At 65.6% G+C, this 20,577-nt stretch carries 12 protein-coding genes and 2 rRNA genes; 9 read left to right on the top strand and 5 right to left on the bottom strand.

Going from position 1 to position 20,577, the window contains the following annotated elements:
* The first annotated feature begins 10 nt into the window (after positions 1–10).
* The 3 genes from ACZ5QD_RS15650 to ACZ5QD_RS15640 all read left to right on the top strand — a co-directional run bounded on the left by ACZ5QD_RS15650 (position 11) and on the right by ACZ5QD_RS15640 (position 2,395).
* Entirely contained in the window at positions 11–583 is a 573-nt protein-coding gene (locus tag ACZ5QD_RS15650; protein ID WP_006898105.1) for a TetR/AcrR family transcriptional regulator, read from the top strand.
* A gap of 70 nt (positions 584–653) precedes the next feature.
* Positions 654–1,742: an FtsX-like permease family protein gene (locus tag ACZ5QD_RS15645; RefSeq protein ID WP_464367278.1), complete on the top strand. Its 1,089-nt coding sequence runs from the start codon at positions 654–656 to the stop codon at positions 1,740–1,742.
* On the top strand, positions 1,739–2,395 hold the full coding sequence (locus ACZ5QD_RS15640) for an ABC transporter ATP-binding protein (RefSeq protein ID WP_006898107.1): 657 nt from the start codon (positions 1,739–1,741) through the stop codon (positions 2,393–2,395). Before ACZ5QD_RS15645 ends, ACZ5QD_RS15640 begins: the two co-directional genes overlap by 4 nt.
* A 72-nt stretch (positions 2,396–2,467) precedes the next feature.
* Here the strand turns inward: ACZ5QD_RS15640 and lysX are convergent, their stop codons facing one another.
* Complete coding sequence (lysX, locus tag ACZ5QD_RS15635) at positions 2,468–5,860, bottom strand: bifunctional lysylphosphatidylglycerol synthetase/lysine--tRNA ligase LysX (RefSeq protein WP_464366924.1); 3,393 nt, start codon at positions 5,858–5,860, stop codon at positions 2,468–2,470.
* Between lysX and ACZ5QD_RS15630 the strand changes: the two genes are divergently transcribed.
* On the top strand, positions 5,859–6,131 hold the full coding sequence (locus tag ACZ5QD_RS15630) for an RNA-binding S4 domain-containing protein (protein ID WP_006898109.1): 273 nt from the start codon (positions 5,859–5,861) through the stop codon (positions 6,129–6,131). The genes lysX and ACZ5QD_RS15630 overlap by 2 nt on opposite strands.
* Positions 6,132–6,459: 328 nt before the next feature.
* The gene (locus tag ACZ5QD_RS15625) at positions 6,460–6,882 is read left to right on the top strand and encodes a VOC family protein (RefSeq protein ID WP_045538342.1); all 423 of its coding nucleotides are present in this window, start codon (positions 6,460–6,462) and stop codon (positions 6,880–6,882) included.
* A 91-nt stretch (positions 6,883–6,973) separates the two neighbouring features.
* On the opposite strand, the gene ACZ5QD_RS15620 is transcribed toward ACZ5QD_RS15625, so the two are convergent.
* A complete protein-coding gene (locus ACZ5QD_RS15620) occupies positions 6,974–7,957 on the bottom strand; it encodes a TauD/TfdA dioxygenase family protein (protein WP_006898112.1) in 984 nt (327 codons plus the stop codon).
* Positions 7,958–8,142: 185 nt separating this feature from the next.
* On the bottom strand, positions 8,143–10,494 hold the full coding sequence (locus ACZ5QD_RS15615) for an arylsulfatase (protein WP_464366923.1): 2,352 nt from the start codon (positions 10,492–10,494) through the stop codon (positions 8,143–8,145).
* A gap of 197 nt (positions 10,495–10,691) precedes the next feature.
* Here ACZ5QD_RS15615 and ACZ5QD_RS15610 point away from each other — a divergent pair, with 197 nt between their 5' ends.
* Genes ACZ5QD_RS15610 through ACZ5QD_RS15595 form a run of 4 tightly spaced genes read left to right on the top strand, consistent with a single transcriptional unit; the run spans position 10,692 to position 15,866 of the window.
* Positions 10,692–12,275 (top strand): ABC transporter substrate-binding protein, encoded by a 1,584-nt coding sequence (locus ACZ5QD_RS15610; RefSeq protein ID WP_062367815.1) that lies wholly within the window; start codon positions 10,692–10,694, stop codon positions 12,273–12,275.
* 2 nt (positions 12,276–12,277) lie between these two features.
* The gene (locus tag ACZ5QD_RS15605; RefSeq protein WP_464366922.1) at positions 12,278–13,237 is read left to right on the top strand and encodes an ABC transporter permease; all 960 of its coding nucleotides are present in this window, start codon (positions 12,278–12,280) and stop codon (positions 13,235–13,237) included.
* Between the two features lie 41 nt (positions 13,238–13,278).
* A complete protein-coding gene (locus tag ACZ5QD_RS15600; protein ID WP_062367813.1) occupies positions 13,279–14,199 on the top strand; it encodes an ABC transporter permease in 921 nt (306 codons plus the stop codon).
* The gene (locus tag ACZ5QD_RS15595) at positions 14,196–15,866 is read left to right on the top strand and encodes a dipeptide ABC transporter ATP-binding protein (RefSeq protein WP_464366921.1); all 1,671 of its coding nucleotides are present in this window, start codon (positions 14,196–14,198) and stop codon (positions 15,864–15,866) included. The genes ACZ5QD_RS15600 and ACZ5QD_RS15595 overlap by 4 nt, the downstream gene beginning before the upstream one ends.
* Positions 15,867–16,733: 867 nt before the next feature.
* Here ACZ5QD_RS15595 and rrf read toward each other — a convergent pair.
* Together rrf and ACZ5QD_RS15585 are read right to left on the bottom strand one after the other, a co-directional pair.
* Positions 16,734–16,850, bottom strand: a 5S ribosomal RNA gene (gene rrf / locus ACZ5QD_RS15590).
* Between the two features lie 181 nt (positions 16,851–17,031).
* A 23S ribosomal RNA gene (locus ACZ5QD_RS15585) occupies positions 17,032–20,175 on the bottom strand.
* Positions 20,176–20,577 lie beyond the last annotated feature (402 nt).

Genomic DNA, 20,577 nt, shown 5'->3' with positions numbered 1-20,577 from the left:
GCCGACCGACGTGCCGAAGATCAGTGCCGACTCGCTCGCCGAGCACCGCGAGGCAGTGCTGTCGGCGTTGATCGACGGAACCGAGCGGATTCTGCTGAGCCGGGAACGGCTCACCGCGGCCTCGGTCGCCGCCGAGGCGGGCATCGCCCGGAACAGCATCTACCGCTACGTCTCCTCGATCGACGATCTGGTGGACATGGTGGTCGCGCGAGGCTTCGAGGAGTGGGCGTCGCAGGTCCGCGCGGACGTCGCCGCCGCTGCCGACCCGCGCGCCGCCGTGGTCGCCTACGTGCGCAGCAACCTCACACTCGCGGCCGGCGGCGAGCACGCTCTGCAGCGGTCACTCGCCCACGCCGGTCTGTCGGAGTCCGCCCGTGAGCGGATCTCCGACCTGCACGGACAGATCGCAGCCGTGCTGCACGAGGCGGTCGCGCGTTCCGGCGCCGCGCACCCCGACCTGGTCATCGCCGCGGTCGGGGCGCTCGTGGACTCCTCACTCGCCCTGGTCGGTCCGGAACAGGACTCGGAGTCGGTCATCGACTTCATGTGCGGCGCCGCGGAGGCGATCGTCGACTCCGACTGAGCCCAGTTAGGGACACCCTGTCGCGATCATGTACCGTCCTTCGCGACATAGTGTCTCTAAGATGGGAGCGATGGTGTTCATCGCATTGCGTGAACTGCGAGCGGCCTGGGGCCGCTTCGCGATGATCGGCCTGGTGGTCGCGCTGGTCGCGGCCCTGGTCAGAATGGTGTCGGGCTTCACGATCGGCCTGGGCAACGACACGGTGTCGGCGCTGCGTGCGCTCAACGCCCAGTCCGTGGCCTTCGCCGACGGAACCTCCGACTTCAACCGGAGCGTGATCTCGGCGAAAGACGTGGACGCCTGGCGATTCCAGTCCGGCGTCGAGGCGGCGCCGATGGGCGTCACCATGTCGCACGGCGAGACGCAGAAGGGCACGATGGTCGACCTCGCGGTCTTCGGCGTCGATCCGGACGGTCCGCTGGCTCCGGACACCGAGAGCGGTGATCGACTGACGCCGGCACCCGGCGAAGTGGTCGTCTCCGAGAAGCTGCACGACGACGGCGTCGGCATCGGCGACGTGCTCGCGATCGACAACAGCGACGTCCGACTGCGGGTGGTCGGTATCTCCGAGGCCCGCTCGTACGGCCACGTCCCCGCCGCGTACACCTCGCTCGACACCTGGCGGACCATCCGGTACGGCACCACCGGTCTGGGCCCGCGCCAGCAGGGAACCGCCGCCGCCGTGGTCATCGTCGGCGGGACACCGCCCGATACGCTCGGCGGCACCACCACGCAGAGCGAGGGCGTCCTGCTCGCCGCGGCTCCCGGCTACTCCGGCGAGCGGCTCACCATGAACTCGATCCTCGCCTTCCTCTACGTGATCGCTCCGCTGATCGTCGCCGCGTTCTTCGCCGTCTGGGTGCTGCAGCGTCAGGGCGTGTACGCGTTGCAGCGGGCGCTCGGCGTGTCTCGCTGGTCGCTGATCGGTTCCGCACTCGCCCAGGCCGCGGTGGTCGTCGCGCTCTCCACCATCATCGGCTCGGCGGTCGCGTATCTGCTCGGCCTGTTGCTCGGCGACGCCGTTCCCTTCGACCTCTCGTTCTCGTCCCTGGCGACGACCACGCTGGCGGTGATCGCGGCATCGCTCGTCGGCTCCGCCGTCACCCTCCGCTGGGTGGTCTCTGCCGATCCCCTGACCATGCTGGGAGCATCCCGATGAGCCTCGACCTCCGCGACGTCCGCGTCGAATACCACTCGGGTGAGGAGCGTCTCACCGTCCTCGACGGATTCGACGCGACCTTCCGAGCCGGTGAGGCCACGGCCATCGTCGGCCCGTCGGGCTCGGGCAAGTCCACCCTTCTCGGTGTGTGCGGCATCCTGCGACAGCCCGACAGCGGGAGCGTCACCCTCGACGACACCGAGGTCACGGGCCTGTCGGTCCGCGCCCGCGACCGGATGCGGCGCACCCGGGTGGGCTACGTGTTCCAGTCCGGCAACCTGTTTCCCGGACTCACCGTTCTCGACCAGGTGCTGGCCCAGGCCGTCATCTCCGGACGCCGACCGTCGCAGGCCCGCGACCGCGCCCTGCACCTGCTCGATGAAGTGGGGCTGGCCGGACACGAGAAGCAGCGGCCCGATGAACTCTCCGGCGGCCAGCGCCAGCGAGTCGCGATCGCACGCGCCCTGGTCCACGAGCCACGGCTGCTGCTGATCGACGAGCCGACGGCTGCGGTGGACCGCAGCCAGGCCGGCCGCATCACCGCCCTGATCAAGCAGGTGACCGCCGAGTCCGGCTGCATCACGGTCATCGCGACCCACGACCCCGAGGTGATGGCCGCGGCAGACAGCACGCTGTCGCTCGCCGCGGTCTGACCGCACGCGCTCGAAAACTTTGGCTCCCGGACCGGTCTCACAGCCCGTTCCGGGAGCCAAAGTTTTCGGGGTCTATTGGTGCGGCTTGGCCAGCGGGAACGCGAGCGACTCGCGGATCGACTGACCGGTGATCAACATGACGATGCGGTCAACGCCGAGGCCGAGACCGCCGGTCGGAGGCATCGCGTACTCGAGCGCGGTGAGGAAGTCCTCGTCGAGTTCCATCGCCTCCGAGTCACCGCCCGCCGCCAGGATCGACTGCTCGGTGAGCCTCGTGCGCTGTTCCACCGGGTCCGTCAGTTCGGTGTAGGCGGTGCCGAGTTCCACACCCCAGGCCACCAGATCCCAGCGCTCCGCGACGCCGTCGACGAGGCGATGCGCGCGGGTGAGCGGCGACGTCGAGGTCGGGAAGTCCTTGTAGAACGTCGGGAACGTGGTCCGTGCCTCCACCAGGTGTTCGTACAGTTCCAGGACCAGATGCCCGGCGTCCCAGTCGGGGCGGAACGCGATGTCGAGCCCGCGGCACACGTGCCGCAACTCGTCCACACCCGTCTCCGGAGTGATCTGCACTCCCGCAGCCTCCGACACCGCGGCGTGGACGGACTTCACCGGCCACTGTCCGGAGATGTCGACCGTCTCCACGCCGGCGTCCCCGGTGCGCTCGATCACCGCCCGCCCGTTGGCGGCGGTGGCCGCTGCGACGATCAGCTCCCGCGCGAGCGTCATCATCGACTCGTAATCATGGTGTGCCGCATAGGCTTCCAGACTGGTGAACTCCGGGTTGTGCGAGAAATCGACGCCTTCGTTGCGGAAGTTCCGGCCGATCTCGAAGACCTTCTCGATGCCTCCCACGCACAGTCGTTTCAGGAACAGTTCGGGGGCGATGCGCAGGTACAGGTCCATGTCGTAGGCGTTGATGTGCGTACGGAACGGAGTCGCGTTCGCCCCTCCGTGCACCTGCTGCAGGATCGGCGTCTCCACCTCCAGGAATCCCTCCGAGGCGAGATGATCGCGGAGGGCGCGGACCACGGCGCTGCGGGTCGCCAGCAGTTCGCGGCTGCGAGCGTTGACCGCCAGGTCGAGGTAGCGCTGCCGCACCCGGGCCTCCGGATCGGTGAGACCGCTCCATTTGTCCGGAAGCGGGTGCAGACACTTGCCGTTCAGACGCCACTGCGTCGCGAGCACCGACAGCTCGCCCGATCGGCTGGTCCCGATGGTTCCGGTGATCTCGACGAGGTCTCCCAGATCCACGGTGGAAGCGAAGTCGAGCGAGTGCTCCCCCATCGCCGCGGGCTCAACGAGGATCTGGATCTCGCCGCTCTGGTCGTGCACGTCGGCAAACGTGACTCGACCGAAATCGCGTTTGCGCGTGAGCCTTCCGGCGATGCGCACCACGGTCCCGAGCGGTGCGGCCGCGGCCTGGGCCACGGTGTGCGTGGGCGGTTGCGCCACCGGGTACGGGTCCACTCCGTCGTCGATCAGCCGCTCCAGCTTGTCCAGCCGCACGCGCACCTGTTCGGGCCGACGCACCTCGGCGATCCCTCGGGTCCGCGACTCCGATTCGAGTTCGGCGACCAGTTCGTCGACGTCGATGCCGTCCGGGACCGACGACGCACCGCTCCGATAGTGCCTGGCCCGCCAGTGCTTGCCGGGAAGCTGGACGAATCCCTCGGCGACCATCGCGGCCAGAGCGACGCGTGGAATCACCTTGGCGTCTTCGTAGCAGATGTAGCGCGGCTTCCACCGGGGCTGATACTTCGCATTCGACTTGTACAGCGACTCCATCTGGAAGAACTTCGAGAAGAACTTCAGCACCGCGTACACCAGCCGCAGCACCGGTCGGGCCCCCACCTGCGGCCCGTGCTCGAAGACGTCTCGGAAGGTGGCGAAGTTGAGGGAGATCTTCGTGACGCCGACCGACTCGGCGTTCTGCGCCAGCTCGGACACCATTGTCTCCACCACGCCGTTCGGGCCGTTGCGGTCGCGCCGCATCAGGTCCAGCGAGACACCGCTGCGGCCCCAGGGAACGAACGACAGCATGCCGATGACCTTCTCGTCGGCGGTGCCCTCGGCCTCCACCGCCTCGACGAGCAGTGCGTCGCCGTCCGCCGGGTCACCCACCCGGCCCAGCGCCATCGCGAAGCCGCGCTCCTGCTCGGTGTCGCGCCATTCGTCGGCGCGCCGGACCACTCCTTCCACCTCGGCCCACGGCAGTTCGCTCATGCGCCGCATCCGGACGGTCACACCGAGCCGTCTAACCCGCGACACCGACCCCCGCACACCCTTCATGGTGGGCCCGGACAGGCTGAAGTCGGCCGCGTTCAGGATCGCCTCGTCGCCGAGGTTGATCGCGTCGAGGCCGGCAGCGTGCAGGACTTCGGCTCCCCTGGTGCTGGCGCCGAGCACTGCCGGATGCCACCCATAGGTCTCGCAGAGCGCGAAGAACTCGGCGATGGCCTCGGTCCAGGAGTCCGGATCGCCCACGGGATCGCCGCCGGCGAGCGCTGTCGACATCTCCACTCGATAGGTGATCGCCGCACGTCCGTCGGGGGAGAAGACGACCGCCTTGTCGCGCCGCGTCGAGAAGTAGCCGAGCGAGTCCTCGTCGCCGTAGGCGTCCACAAGCGCACGCACCAAGCGTTCGTCCTCAGCGGTCATGAGCGAGCTGAGCCGCTGCGACCGGAACAGCACGACGGCCGCACAGATCAGCGCGAGCGCCCCGAACAGACCGAGCAGCCAGTTCACCATCCAGGGCGCGTGATGATTCGCGAAGGGTTTCACATCGATGGTCGCGAAGGCGACCACGTGGTTGAAGGCGTACGGCAGCCGTTCGTTCGGTGCCACGGTACCGGGTGCGACGCTGAGCAGCGCCCAGCCGGCGAGGGTTCCGGCGGCCAGTCCGCCGACCAGCACCACCGCCGCCCACCGGAGGGCGCCGCGCCGGACACGGGTGTTGAACTGCCGGTAGCCCGCGATCAGCACGACCATCAGCGCGATGTTGACGATCAGACCGCTCACCGACTGCCGCCACTCGTCCGCCCAGCCCGGGTCCGACGCGGCGACCAGGACCACCAGCAGGTTCAGCACGGTGTAGAGCGATAAGTAGGCGACCGTGATCCACCACGCCACACGTTTGCGCAGCGACAGCGACACCGCGAGCAGCCCCAGAACCACCGTCCACGCGAGGCTGGTGCTGGGCATGGGGAACAGGTAGTCGTCGACGAACATCCGCGGAATGCGGATCAGATGCCGGAACGGCGGGATCAGCGTCGACAGCAGTGAGACGGTCGCGAGCAACCCCACGACGGTCCCCGCGATCCGCGGTATCCGCCGGCCGAAGCCGCTGGGATTGGAGATGCGCCGGACGATCGCGGACGATCGACGATTGGCGGTCGCGTGTCGACTCGCCTCCCGCGTCGCCGCACTCGGCATCGCGTCACGGGATCCGTTCTCCAGTTCTGGCATGCCTTCAAATTATCCGGGCGCCCGGCCGACGGAGAAGGACGCGCGGCACAATGCAGGAGTGGATCAGATCGAAATCCGGGATGACAACATCCGACTCGGGCAGTTCCTGAAGCTTGCGAACCTGATCGAGTCCGGGGCCGACGCCAAGGCGGTGATCGCCGACGGGCTGGTCACGGTCAACGGCCGGCCGGAGATCCGCCGCGGCCGTCAGCTGCGCGACGGCGACGTGGTCGAGCTGGGCGGAATCAGCGTGCGAGTTTCAACTCCGTGAGCTCCTGCTGAGTGACGAGACGTTCTCGCTGCTCAGACAGCTCCCGGGGAACACGGCGCCAGTTGCCGACGACACGCGCGAGCATCGTTCGCGGGGTCTTGCGTCGTTGGCGACTCGTCGGCATGTCTGTCCTTTCCACTCCGAGCCCGCAGTAGGCTCACTCCCTATCCAGAGTGTCGTCGACGACGCACCACGCGTTAGCCTCCGGCGCGGAAAGAGTCCGGTTTCACTCACGGGCCGCGGTATGAGCCAGGTCGGCCGGACACCTCCCCCGCGCCCTCGAGGTGCGCGCATACTACAGAGACCACCGGCCCCGAAGGAGCGAGACATGGCAGAGTCGATCGCAACGTACATCGCATTGCCCGGCACCACAGCCGAGGCAATGCAGCACTGGCACGACGTCTTCGGAGGGGAGCTCCAGATCCTCCGCTACGGAGACAACCCGATGCCCGGAATGCCCTTCGACCCCGACCCGCAGGCGGTAGCGCACGCGACTCTGGTGACGGACGCAGGCATCATCGCCGGCGCCGACGCGATGCCGGACGGTCACGACTACGCCGTGCAGGGAACGGCCTACTCGCTGCTCTACACGACGGACACTCCGGACCAGGCGCGCACCTACCTCCAGCGGTTGGTCGAGGGCGGCGGCCGCGAGGCCATGCCCTTCGCCCGCGCGCCCTGGGGCGGATGGTACGGCCAGGTGTTCGACCGATTCGGCGTGATGTGGGCGTTCTTTTGCGCGGGAGAGTAGTGAGACGGCGGTCGGACCCCGGCCGCGGTGAGCCCGAGGCGGCCCGACACCGCAGTGCCGGGCCGCCGCCGCGTAAGTCACGCAGCGTAGGTCACGCCGCGTATACGCCCAACCGGCGCGGCTCCTCCACCACCGAGTAGTGCGATGCGTCGCCGGCGATGATCCGGCTGCTCTCGCCGTCGATGCTCACCGGGACGTCGCCGGCGAGCGTGATCCGGTGCAGTTCCCGCTTCTGCCCGCCGAAGTCGGCGATGCCGTAGTGCTGCGTGGCACGGTTGTCCCAGATCGCCACATCGCCGAGACTCCAATTCCACCGGAAGGTGTTCTCGAGCCGGGTGATTCGGTTCTGCAGCAGCTGGTACAGCGGACCGAACTCGGCGGGCTTGAGCGCCGGGAACTCCTTGACGAAATGCCCGAGCAGCAGACTCCGCTCCCCGGTCTCCGGATGCACCCGCACCACCGGATGGAGCGTCTCGTACGCGGCGCTCGTGAACTCGCGGTAGTGGTCGGCGCGACGGCGCGTCTCCTCGTCACCGCCGTCGTGTTCGGCGGTCACGTAGTCGTAGAAGTTGGTGTGCTTGGCCCACAGCCCGTCGACCAGCGCCCGCAGCGGCGCGGGCAGTTGCTCGTAGGCCGCCACGGTCGAGGCCCAGGTGGTGGCTCCGCCCCACGCCGGCAGCGTCACCGCGCGCAGGATGGACGCCTTCGGGACGCGGTCGACGAAGGAGACGTCCGTATGCCAGCTGTTGGCGGCGCCTTCGATCGTCAACAGCTGCGAACCGCGGGAGGTGACCGTGGGGTGCGGAAGAGTCGGATCGCCGAGCAGTTCGGCGAACGCGTACTGACCGTCGTCGTCGAGATGATGCTGGTCGGTGAAGACGACCACCTTGTTCGCGGCGAGGGCGAGGCGGATCGCCTCGACCTGTTCGGCGGGCAACTCCCCGCCCAGGCGCACTCCGCCGATTCTGGCGCCGATGTTCTCACCGAGTCGGTCGACCGTGATGCCTGCTTCGGAATAGATCTTTCGCGCGGCCTCTTCGCGGTCGGCGCGATTGGAGATGGACGTGACGGTCATAGCGAGATCCCTCTCGAAGAATGTGGTTGGAATGGTGTGAATTCATCACTGAATCGGCGAATGCCGATGCTTCGCCTGTGAGTGAGGAACTGATTGATGAGATACCGATTCGGTAATTCAATGAAATCAGTCGGCTCGATCTGCCGCGAGATATTCACTCACCCTGATCGAAAGGACGCAGAGCCTCAATCCGCGTGGTCGGCGGCGTGATCGTCGATCTCTCGCCGCACGTCTTCGGGGACCCGCACCGGGCCGGGCCGGTAGGTGACGGCCACCAGGGCGGGACCGGCACGGAAGACGCCGCGACGGCGGCGCAGCTGCGGGTCGACGGCGCCGCGTGCGTCGCGACCCACCGAGATCCCGGTCCACGGCGCCATTCCGACCAGTTGCACCGCATCGGGCAGGGACGCGACCACCGTCTCATCGCCTGAGGCCGAGGCGAGCACGGTGAAGTCCCACCTCACCCGCGGTGTCGCGGCCGCCCGGAGGGTGACGGTGTCCGTTCCGGGCGGCAGAGCACCGGTGACCCGCTGGATCCGGCCGTAGGAATTGAAGGTGAACGTCAGCCGCCCGTCCTCCACCGCCAGCAGGTAGCCGCCCTGCTGGTCGCCGTGCGCGACCAGCACCCCTTCGTCCTCGGCCGACCAGCCCCGCAGTTCGACGATCACGTCGAAGTCTCGGTAGGCGATGAGCCGACTCGACCGGTACCGTTCGAGGGTCGGCGTCCCGGCCAGGATCCGGACCGGCGATGCGTACCGGCAGTCCTCGGCCGGGCGTCGCCGCTGCGGTGCGTCCGCGGTGTCGAAGAGCGGGAACACCGTGTTGTGCCAGGCCGCGGCGTCCCATGCCCGCGCCAGTTCCGCCACGAGGTCGGGATGTTCCGCGGCCACGTCGTTCGTCTCCGCGGGGTCGGTGCGCACGTCGTACAGCTGCCAGCGGGGTGCGTCGACGCGGTCGGGGCGGTGGTCGTGCAGCGACAACAGCTTCCAGCCGTCACGATAGAAACCGCGATGGCCCCCGAACTCCGCGTACTGCTCGATGTGCGGCGAGGACGCCGCCGGGTCGCGGAGCACCTCGGCGATGCTGACGCCGTCCCGTTCCACCGCGGGCACGCCCTGACGTGTCGCGGGAGTCGGCACGCCGGCCAGCTCCAGCAGAGTCGGCGCGAGGTCGGTGACGTACGAGAACTGCCGCCGGACGCCGTTGTCTCCCTCGGTCCGCGGCAGCCCGCTCGGCCACGACATCACGAACGGCACCCGCACGCCGCCTGCGAAGGTCTGGCCCTTGTAGAAGCGGAAGGGGGTGTTGGACGCCTGGCCCCAGCCGCGCGGATAGTGAACGCCGAGGTCGGCCGAGCCGATCAGCTCCTCGTCGTGCGGCACGTCGCGCTCCCAGTCATCGGGCACCGGACCGTGCACGAACTGGCTGAAGTACGACCGTGTTCCGGTGGCCCCGCCCTCTGCGGTGCCACCGTTGTCGGAGGTGAACACGATGATCGTGTCCTCGAGCTCACCGAGATCCTCGAGTAGGCCGATGAGCCGCCCGACGCTCTGGTCGACGCTGTCGACGAGCGCCGCGTACACCTCCTGGTAACGCTGGTAGCGGCGCTTCTCGTCGTCGTTCAAGTCGTCCCAGCGCGGCGCGTCGTAGCCGGGTTCGGTGTTGCGCTCGGCGATCGGCGTGCCGGGGTCGAACAGACCGTCGGCGATCTGTCGCGCGAAGCGTTTGCGGCGCACCTCGTCCCAGCCTTCGGCGTACCTGCCGCGGTGACGAGCCAGGTCGTCGGCTTTCGCCTGGTGCGGTCCATGCATCGCGATGTGCGCGAAGTACAGGAAGAAGGGCTTGTCCGCGTCGTGTGCGCGCAACGCTGTGATCTGGTCGATCGCCCGGTCCGTGAGATCGTCGGTGACGTAGTACCCGTCGGGATACTCGTCGACGTCGACCACCGAGTTGTCGGCGATCAGCTGATTCGGGTTGAAGAACGAGTTCAAGCCCTCCAGCGAACCGTAGTAGCTGTCGAAGCCGCGCTGCAGGGGCCACGACTTCCGCGACCGCCCCGGGCTCATGTCGGCGTCCCGCACCAGATGCCACTTACCGACAGCGAAGGTGGCGTACCCGGACTCCCGCAGTATCTCCGGCAGCGTGAGCACGTCGTCGGCCAGTTCCAGGCGCAGCCCGGGAAAGCCGGGGTCGGAGTTGGCGACGCTGCCGTAGCCCGCACGGTGCGGGTTGACGCCGGTCAGCAGCGCCGCACGCGCCGGTGAGCACACCGGTGTGGTGTGGTAGTTGCTCAGCCGGAACCCGCTCCGCGCGAGCCGGTCGATGTTCGGCGTCGGGATCTCGGCGCCGAAGGGACCGACATCGGAGTATCCGAGATCGTCGACCAGGACCACGACGATGTTCGGCGCGCCGGCCGGCGGTTCGGGCTCGGGCGGCCACCACGGCGTCGACACCGAGGTGGTGCGGCCGACTGCGCCGCCGAAATCCTCGTAACCTCGCGCGTGAGCGGGAATTGAATTGCCGTCGTTGCCGGACATCTGCCTGCTTCCTGTTCGCGTTATTCGCCGAATCAGCGTTTCGGCGCTTGCGCGAAGATGCCTCACTCTCCGATCTGCGGTCAAAGTTTAGATTCGGGCTGAACGCAACCGATTACATTCGGTCGCCACCCGCGAATGATTCCTCGAAGTCGCGCATTTCCGCGATCACCGTCCTCTTCGAGAAAGCAGACCTTCGCATGTTCCCGATTCCGCGCTCGCGAAAACCGTGGGTGCTCGCCCTGACCGTCGTCGTCGTGCTCGGCCTCGGTGGTTGCCGCAGCGCGGTCGAGGCGCAGCAGACCACCGCGACGTCCGGCCCCGTCGCGGCCGGCGGTGATCTGCGCGTGGGAGTACTCGGCGACCTCTCGCCCAAGACCTTCCTGCAGATCGGTACCGGCAGCGTCAACGGCCACGTTCTCGCGAACGTGTACGACACTCTGATCACCTACGACCACGCCACCCTCACGCCGCGGCCCTCACTGGCGACCTCGTGGAGCACGGCACCGGACGGCAAGACACTGACGCTGAATCTGCGCGAGCACGTCCGCTTCCACGACGGGCGCCCGTTCACCTCGACAGACGTTCGCGCGTCGCTCCAGGCGTACCTGGGCGGTCCGTGGACACCGCAGTTCAAGCGCACCGCGGCCGCCATCACCTCGTACGACGTCAGCGATCCCCACCGCATCGTGCTGACGTTCGCGCACCCCACGGGCAACGTCTTCGACCTGCTCGACTCCGCGCCCGTCCTCGACGGATCCAAGATCGATGAGCTCAAGGCCGGCAAGTCGTTCAACGGCACCGGCCCGTTCCGGTTCGACTCGTGGACGCCGAACTCCTCGGTGCGTCTGGTCCGCAACACCGGGTACTGGGGCGGGGCGGCGCCGCTCGACGCCGTCACCTTCGTCGAAGCCCGCGATCCCAAGTCGCTCTACACCCGGCTGCGCACCGGACAGCTCGACGTGGCCAGCGGACTGACCGACAGCGACCACCAGATCGCCACGCGCCGTTACGGCTTCAGCGACATTCAGCTCACCGGCGGCGAGTCCCAGGTGTATGTGGGCGTCAATGTGGCCAACCCGGCGCTCGGCGACCCCCGGGTGCGTCGCGCCATCGCCTACGCGGTCGACAGGGATCGGATCATCAAGGACGTCTATCGCGGCTCCGGCTATCCGGTGAATCTGCCGTGGCCCCGGACCTCGCCCGCCTACGACGAGTCGGGCAACCGTACCTATCGCCGGGATCTCCAGCGGGCCCGCGACCTCCTGCGTGAGGCCGGGCCGGTCCCGCCGATCGACCTCGACTACACCACCGGCGGCTCGGACCGGATCGTTGCGGAGATCATCCAGTCGAACCTGCGCGAGGTCGGGATCACCGCGAATCTCGTTCCCAATGACCGGACCGTGCAGGCCACCAAACTGATCGGCGGTCAGTTCTCCGGGCTGTGGATACTGCAGCATGCCTTCGCGCAGTTCACACCGTCGACGCTGGCGGTCTCGGCGTATCCGTTCAACGCAGCCAAGAACTCCTCGAACTACTCGAGCGCCGAGTACTCGTCGGCGGCCGACGCCGCCTGGAAGATCGCCGATCCGGCGTCTCCGCAGGCTCTGGACGCCTATCGCCGACTCGACCGTGTCTGGCTCGACGACCTCTTCCTGATCGAGATCGGTGTCGTCATCTCGAGCGTGACCGCGGCGCCGACGGTCCACGGAGTCGACTGGGACCGCCGCGACCAGCTCCATTTCGATCACACCAGCCTCGCCACCTCTGATCGGAGGTCCTGACCATGACCAGATATCTCATTCGCCGGATTCCGACGGCCGTCGTCGTTCTGCTCGCCGCCTCTCTGCTCGTGTTCGCCGTGCTCCGGCTCATCCCCGGAGGTCCGGAATCGGCTCTGGCGGGTCCCGACGCCGGGCCGGAGCAACTCGCCGCCATCCGTCATGACCTCGGACTCGACCGTGGTTTCTTCAGTCAGTACTGGGCATGGATCAGCGCCCTGTTCACCCTCGACTTCGGAACCAGCTACCAGGTGGGCGGCGACATCGGCGATCTGATCTCCTTCGGCCTCACCAACACCCTCGTGCTGACCGCGGCTGCGACCGCGGGGGCGGTGAGCCTCGGGCTGGCGTTGTCGCTGAGCGCCGTGATCTGGCGAGGACGGGTACTCAACGCGGTCCTCACCGGGATCAACGCGGTCGCGATAGCGTTGCCCACCTTCGTGGTCGGCACTGTCCTGATTGCCCTCTTCGGCATCCGCTGGCGAGTACTGCCCGCAGGCGGCACCCCGCCCAACGGACTCACCGACGACCTCGGGATCACCGCGCAGTATCTGCTATTGCCCGCCCTCACCCTCGGGCTTCCCGCCGGGGCGATGCTGGCGCGGTTCCTCACCGAAGCCCTGCGGACCGAACTCGCACAGCCGTACGCCACCACTGCGATCGCCACCGGCGCGACCCGTCGTGATGTCGTCCTCAAGCACGCTCTGCGCAACGCGCTGCCGTCCACCGTCACCGCTTTCGGTCTGATCGTCGGCGCATTGCTCGGCGGGGCGGTGCTCGTCGAATCGATCTTCGGTTGGCCGGGGCTCGGGTTGCTCACCGAAGAGGGCATCTCCGCCCGCGACTACCCCCTCGTCCAGGTGCTCGTGCTCCTGTCGGTCACCGCGTTCGTGCTGATTCAGCTCGCCGCCGACGTCGTACACGCCTGGCTCGACCCTCGAATCCGACTGGCAGGTGCACAGTGACTCGTTCTTCCGACGCCCGACCATCCGACCCCAGGCCCGGGGTGCTGATACCGCAGCCACCATCCAGTTCGTCCGGCGAAGCCCTGCCCGTCGGTCCGGGACTGCTGCCGGAGGCACCCGCAGACCGTGACGAGACACGCGCGCGGCTGCCGCTCTACCGGAGCCTCCTACGCGGCTCCGGCCTCGTCGGGACCGTTCTCGTCCTCGCTGTCGTCGCCGCCGGGGTATTCGGTCCCCTTTTCCTCTCGCACGGCGCCGACCAGCAGATCGAGGGCGCGTATCTGCTTGCGCCCAGCGCCGATCACTGGTTCGGCACCGACGACGTGAACCGCGACGTCCTCGCACGCACGCTCGTCGGCATCCGCGTGGACCTGCTCATCATTCTCATCGCCGTCCCCATCGGTGCCGCCCTCGGCACGCTCGTCGGGCTTGTGTCGGTCACCGTGCCGCTCGCCGACAGCGTCGCGCAGCGCGTCTTCGACGTGATCCTCGCTTTCCCGGCGCTGATCCTCGGCATCGCGCTGGCCGCGATCCTGGGTCCCGGCGCGCTCACGGTCGGCATCGTCATCGCGATCGCCGAGATCCCCGTCTTCGGCCGACTGGTGCGGACCTCGGTACTGCGAGTACGCGAGCAGCCGTATGTCGAAGCAGCGCGGGTCAGCGGCGCCGGGACCGGACGGATCCTGCTGCGGCATGTGCTGCCGAACTCGGTGGAGGCGCTCGGCGTGCAGTTCGCGCTGTCGCTGTCGCTCGGGGTCTTCATCGAAGGTGCGCTGGGCTATCTGGGGATCGGCGTCGTCCCATCGACTCCGTCGCTCGGCGGCCTCATCGCCGCCGGAAACAACTACCTGGAGACCAATCCGTGGTTCTCGCTCGGACCACTGTTCGTCATCTCCGCTCTCGTACTCGGGCTCTACCTGATCGCCCAGTCGATCTCGAACGACAGAAGGAACCTCCGATGACCGCCGCGTCCTCCCCCGCCGTACCCGTACCGTCCGTTCCTCCGGCCCTGGAAGTGACCGACCTGCACGTGCGGTTCGCCTATCCGCGTCCGGCGGTCTCCGGAATCAGCCTCCGCGTCGATCGCGGCGAAATCGTCGCTCTCGTAGGAGAATCCGGATCGGGCAAGACCATGACCGCACGGGCCGCGATCGGTCTCCTGCCCGACGGTGCGACGGCCACCGGTTCGGTTCGGGTCGACGGACGCGAGATTCTCGGTCTTCCGGAGAAGGACCTCGCTCGCCTTCGGGGCGACCGCGTGGCCATGGTCTTCCAGGAACCGCAGACCGCGCTGAACCCGGTCCAGACCATCGGCTGGCAGCTTCGCCAGGCGCTCACCCGGCACAGCGGTCTGTCCCGGGCGGCGGTGCGCGCCAGGGCCGTGGAACTGCTCCGACTCGTCGACCTACCTGAACCGGAGGTCCGTGTCGGCTATTATCCGCACCAGCTATCCGGCGGCCAGAAACAGCGTGTGGTCACCGCACTCGCGCTCGCCGGCGACCCGGCCCTGCTGCTCGCCGACGAGCCGACCACAGCCCTCGACGTCTCGGTGCAGCGAGAGATCCTCGAACTCCTCGTCCGTCTCCGCGAGCGCACGGGCGCAGGCATTCTGCTCATCACGCACAACCTCGGTGTCGTCGCCGAGATCGCTGACCGCGTAGTGGTGGTGCAACTCGGGGAGACGGTGGAGACCGGCGACGTGGGACGGATCTTCGCCGAGCCCTCCGCACCCTACACACGCCAGTTGCTGGCCGCCGTTCCGCGCTTGGACACCGCGTCGCGGGACAGCAGACGCCACGCCGCGCACGGACCGACGCCGGTCGTCGTGGTCGACGGCGTGACCGTCGAGCATCCGGGATCGTTCGGGTCGAACCCGCACGTAGCGCTGTCGGACGTGTCGCTGGTGGTCGAGTCCGGTGAGGTGGTCGGGGTGGTCGGCGAGTCCGGCTCCGGAAAGACGACCCTCGGGCGAGCCATCGGCGGCCTGCTGCCCCTGGCCGGCGGCCGTATCCTGCTGGATGGCGACGATCTCGCCGAACTCTCCGGCAAGGACCTCCGAGCAGCGCGGCGCCGCATCGCCTTCGTTCCGCAAGACCCGACCGCCTCTCTCGACCCGCGCTTCACCGTCGCCGAGTCCATCCGTGAGCCGCTGGAGATCCAAAGGATCGGGGACCGCCGCTCACGCGCGGCTCGGGTCGCCGAACTGCTGTCGGCCGTGCAATTGCCGACCTCGTTCGCCTCTCGCCTGCCATACGAGTTGTCGGGTGGTCAGCGTCAGCGCGTCGCCCTCGCCCGTGCGCTCTCGACGGACCCCAAACTCCTCATCGCCGACGAGCCGACGAGCGCGCTGGACGTCTCCGTCCAGGCCCGCGTATTGGAGCTGTTCGCACAGTTGCAGGCCGACATCGGCTTCGCGGCACTGTTCATCAGCCACGACCTCGCCGTCGTCCGCCAGGTGTCCGACCGCGTGACCGTCCTCAAGGCCGGGCGTGTCGTCGAGTCCGGCAGTGCGACAAGGATCTTCGTTCAGCCCGCCACCGATTACACCCGCACTCTGGTGCACGCGGTCCCCGCCCCCGACCCCGAACGAGACCGCCTCGGCCGCGAGCTGCTGCCCGCAACCTCGTAGCCCAGATCGCGCCGCGGCCCCCGCACACGAACCCCGCCGTATCAACACAGTCCATACCTGCGGGAAGCCGATCGCCGTCCCCCGAGGCTCGTCGAGTAGGCGAGCGAGCGCAGCGAGCACACCGTATCGAGACCACTCTGCACCCCGTGCGATGGTTTCGACTCGCTTCGCTCGCTCAACCAGCCGTCGCCCCGAGGCTCGTCGAGTAGGCGGGTGAGCGTAGCGAGCGCGTCGTATCGAGACCGCTCTGCCTCTGTGCAAAGTTTCGACTCGCTTCGCTCGCTCAACCAGCCTGAAGGGGGTGCGCGCTCGACCGGCCTGGAATCGCCGGCTCCCCCGAGGTTTGTCGAGTAGGCGAGTGAGCGTAGCGAGCACGCCGTATCGAGACCGCTCTGCCTCTGTGCAAAGTTTCGACTCGCTTCGCTCGCTCAACCAGCCTGAAGGGGGTGCTCGCTCAGCCGGCCTGGAATCGCCGGCTCCCCCGCGGTTTGTCGAGTAGGCGGGTGAGCGCAGCGAGCACGCCGTATCGAGACCACTCTCCCCGTCGTGTGGTGGTTTCGACTCGCTCCGCTCGCTCAACAAGCCTGAAGGGGGTGCTCGCTCGACCGGCCTGGAATCTCCGGCTCCCTCGAGGTTTGTCGAGTAGGCGAGTGAGCGCAGCGAGCACGCCGTATCGAGACCACTCTGCTCGCGTGTGGTGGTTTCGACTCGCTTCGCTCGCTCAACCAGCCTGAAGCCAGTCTGAAGAGGGTGCGTTCGCGGTCTGTCAGGCGCGCCGTACCCCAGACAACACTCGCCGGGGGGCACGTCCCGGGAAATGGGTTGAGCCCCGATCAGACGGTGTCTGATCGGGGCTCAACAAGTTGTGTTCGGCGGTGTCCTACTCTCCCACACCCATTACAGTGCAGTACCATCGGCGCAGGTGGGCTTAGCTTCCGGGTTCGGAATGGGACCGGGCGTTTCCCCACCGCTATAGCCGCCGTAACAATATGAAACCATCCACACCACAACCCCTCACCAGAGTTGTGGTCTGTGTGTTGTTTCAGAAGTACATAGTGGATGAACGAGCAAACATTCTGTGTGCGTGTACGCAATCACCGAAACCGACTCACACAACCCATCCGTCGTGATTCGTTGAATCCGAAAAGAATTGTTGGTGAGTGTTGTTGGTAAGTCCTCGGCCGATTAGTACCGGTCACCTGAACACATTACTGTGCGTACAGTTCCGGCCTATCAACCCCATCATCTGTAGGGGGCCTTACCCCACCCGAAGGTGGGTGAGAAACCTCATCTTGGAACAGGCTTCCCGCTTAGATGCTTTCAGCGGTTATCCCTTCCGAACGTAGCTAACCAGCAGTGCTCCTGGCGGAACAACTGGCACACCAGAGGTTCGTCCGTCCCGGTCCTCTCGTACTAGGGACAGGTTTCCTCAAGTTTCTACACGCGCGCGGCGGATAGAGACCGAACTGTCTCACGACGTTCTAAACCCAGCTCGCGTGCCGCTTTAATGGGCGAACAGCCCAACCCTTGGGACCTACTCCAGCCCCAGGATGCGACGAGCCGACATCGAGGTGCCAAACCATCCCGTCGATATGGACTCTTGGGGAAGATCAGCCTGTTATCCCCGGGGTACCTTTTATCCGTTGAGCGACACCGCTTCCACATGCCGGTGCCGGATCACTAGTCCCGACTTTCGTCCCTGCTCGACATGTACGTCTCACAGTCAAGCTCCCTTGTGCACTTACACTCAACACCTGATTGCCATCCAGGCTGAGGGAACCTTTGGGCGCCTCCGTTACACTTTAGGAGGCAACCGCCCCAGTTAAACTACCCACCAGGCACTGTCCCTGAACCCGATCAGGGTCCGAGGTTAGAAGCCCAATACGATCAGAGTGGTATTTCAACAACGACTCCACCCACACTAGCGTGCCGGCTTCACAGTCTCCCACCTATCCTACACAAACCGCACCGAACACCAATACCAAGCTATAGTGAAGGTCCCGGGGTCTTTTCGTCCTGCCGCGCGTAACGAGCATCTTTACTCGTACTGCAATTTCGCCGAGCCTGTGGTTGAGACAGCAGAGAAGTCGTTACGCCATTCGTGCAGGTCGGAACTTACCCGACAAGGAATTTCGCTACCTTAGGATGGTTATAGTTACCACCGCCGTTTACTGGGGCTTAAATTCTCAGCTTCACCACCCCGAAAGATGATTAACCGGTCCTCTTAACCTTCCAGCACCGGGCAGGCGTCAGTCCGTATACATCGTCTTACGACTTCGCACGGACCTGTGTTTTTAGTAAACAGTCGCTTCTCTCTGGTCTCTGCGACCACCACCAGCTCACACCGAAAAAGTGATCACCGGTCGTGGTCCCCCTTCTCCCGAAGTTACGGGGGCAATTTGCCGAGTTCCTTAACCACAGTTCACTCGATCGCCTTAGTATTCTCTACCTGACCACCTGTGTCGGTTTGGGGTACGGGCCGTGTACCAACTCACTAGAGGCTTTTCTCGACAGCATAGGATCACCGAATTCACCACAACGGCTACGCATCACCTCTCAGGCTCAAAAAGACACGGATTTGCCTATGTCTCACCCTACAGGCTTACACCAACTATTCCACCAGTTGGCCCGGCTACCTTCCTGCGTCACCCCATCGCTTGACTACTACACCCAAGGTCCCACGCAGCCACCATCAGAGAAATCCGAAGAAATCAACGACAGCTTTTGGATGGTTAGTACAGATGATTCATCACTGGGCGCGGATACACGGGTACGGGAATATCAACCCGTTGTCCATCGACTACGCCTGTCGGCCTCGCCTTAGGTCCCGACTCACCCTGGGCGGATTAACCTGGCCCAGGAACCCTTGGTCATCCGGCGGACAAGTTTCTCACTTGTCTTTCGCTACTCATGCCTGCATTCTCACTCCCACACCCTCCACAACTGGATCACTCCGCTGCTTCCACGGATGCAGGACGCTCCCCTACCCACCCACACCACTACACACCCACCCGCAGGCAGGCATGGATGAAATGTGTGAGTGCCGCGGCTTCGGCGGTGTACTTGAGCCCCGCTAAATTGTCGGCGCAGAATCACTTGACCAGTGAGCTATTACGCACTCTTTCAAGGGTGGCTGCTTCTAAGCCAACCTCCTGGTTGTCTCAGCGACCCCACATCCTTTTCCACTTAGTACACGCTTAGGGGCCTTAGCCGGCGATCTGGGCTGTTTCCCTCTCGACTACGAAGCTTATCCCCCGCAGTCTCACTGCCACGCTCTCACTTACCGGCATTCGGAGTTTGGCTGACGTCAGTAACCTGATAGGGCCCATCGGCCATCCAGTAGCTCTACCTCCAGTAAGAAACACGCAACGCTGCACCTAAATGCATTTCGGGGAGAACCAGCTATCACGGAGTTTGATTGGCCTTTCACCCCTACCCACAACTCATCCCCTCCATTTTCAACTGAAGTGGGTTCGGGCCTCCACAACCTCTTACAGCTGCTTCACCCTGGCCATGGGTAGATCACTCCGCTTCGGGTCTAGACCCAGCGACTCAACACGCCCTATTCAGACTCGCTTTCGCTACGGCTACCCCACACGGGTTAACCTCGCCACTGAGCACTAACTCGCAGGCTCATTCTTCAAAAGGCACGCCATCACCCACCACCCCGAAAGGTGCGCAGGCTCTGACGGATTGTAAGCGTCCGGTTTCAGGTACTATTTCACTCCCCTCCCGGGGTACTTTTCACCTTTCCCTCACGGTACTAGTCCGCTATCGGTCACCAGAAAGTATTTAGGCTTACCGGGTGGTCCCGGCAGATTCACAGCAGATTCCACGAGCCCGCTGCTACTTGGGAACAATCGAAGCCAGTCAACACGCTTTCAGCTACGGGACTCTCACCCACTACGGCAGACCATTCCAGGCCACTTCACCTAACATGTCGATTTATCACTGACCCACCGCACGGCAGCACGATGAACGATCACCCCACAACCCCACACGCACAACCCCTGCCGAGTATCACATACGCATGGTTTAGCCTCCTCCGCTTTCGCTCGCCACTACTCACGGAATCACACTTGTTTTCTCTTCCTGTGGGTACTGAGATGTTTCACTTCCCCACGTTCCCTCCACACCCGCTATACATTCACGAGTGGGTAACACCACATCACTGGTGCTGGGTTTCCCCATTCGGACACCCTCGGATCACAGCTCGTTTGACAACTCCCCGAGGACTATCGCGGCCTACCACGTCCTTCATCGGCTCCTGGTACCAAGGCATCCACCGAACGCCCTCAAACACTTACAACAACACCCACAAACACACCCCACACACCACAACAGTGCCCGAGACGCGAATGCGGACAACAAACAAAAATCAACGATCACAACACGCGATCGCACAAACCAGAATCGAAATTGCAGAACACACAACCCAACAAGAACACCAAGGAACTCGCTGGGCTAGATGCTCGCATCCACTATGCACTTCTCAAACAACACACACCCACCACCCCCAACACCCCACACTCGGGGCGGAAAACAGTGAGCACCAAGACAACCCGCGCAGAACGCGTGTTCCCTCAGAACCCCGATAGTGTGCTTCGTCCACAACCGCAATCACTCACGGTCGACCACCCGCCGGCCCGCCCGCATCTCGCAGGCCACCGACAAACAAATGATGGATTCTTGTGTTTCACCCATGAACAAA

It is taken from the genome of Gordonia sp. J1A (assembly GCF_055393515.1).
Note: the sequence above shows the minus strand (reverse complement) of the source record. Positions and strands in the feature narration are given on the sequence as shown.

Excerpts from the sequence above, each read along its gene's own strand:
- ACZ5QD_RS15645 (WP_464367278.1), top strand. The coding sequence starts at position 654 with ATGGTGTTCATCGCATTGCGTGAACTGCGAGCGGCCTGGGGCCGCTTC.
- ACZ5QD_RS15640 (WP_006898107.1), top strand. The coding sequence starts at position 1,739 with ATGAGCCTCGACCTCCGCGACGTCCGCGTCGAATACCACTCGGGTGAG.
- ACZ5QD_RS15630 (WP_006898109.1), top strand. The coding sequence starts at position 5,859 with ATGCCTTCAAATTATCCGGGCGCCCGGCCGACGGAGAAGGACGCGCGG.
- lysX (WP_464366924.1), bottom strand. The coding sequence starts at position 5,860 with ATGCCAGAACTGGAGAACGGATCCCGTGACGCGATGCCGAGTGCGGCG.
- ACZ5QD_RS15625 (WP_045538342.1), top strand. The coding sequence starts at position 6,460 with ATGGCAGAGTCGATCGCAACGTACATCGCATTGCCCGGCACCACAGCC.
- ACZ5QD_RS15620 (WP_006898112.1), bottom strand. The coding sequence starts at position 7,957 with ATGACCGTCACGTCCATCTCCAATCGCGCCGACCGCGAAGAGGCCGCG.
- ACZ5QD_RS15615 (WP_464366923.1), bottom strand. The coding sequence starts at position 10,494 with ATGTCCGGCAACGACGGCAATTCAATTCCCGCTCACGCGCGAGGTTAC.
- ACZ5QD_RS15610 (WP_062367815.1), top strand. The coding sequence starts at position 10,692 with ATGTTCCCGATTCCGCGCTCGCGAAAACCGTGGGTGCTCGCCCTGACC.
- ACZ5QD_RS15605 (WP_464366922.1), top strand. The coding sequence starts at position 12,278 with ATGACCAGATATCTCATTCGCCGGATTCCGACGGCCGTCGTCGTTCTG.
- ACZ5QD_RS15595 (WP_464366921.1), top strand. The coding sequence starts at position 14,196 with ATGACCGCCGCGTCCTCCCCCGCCGTACCCGTACCGTCCGTTCCTCCG.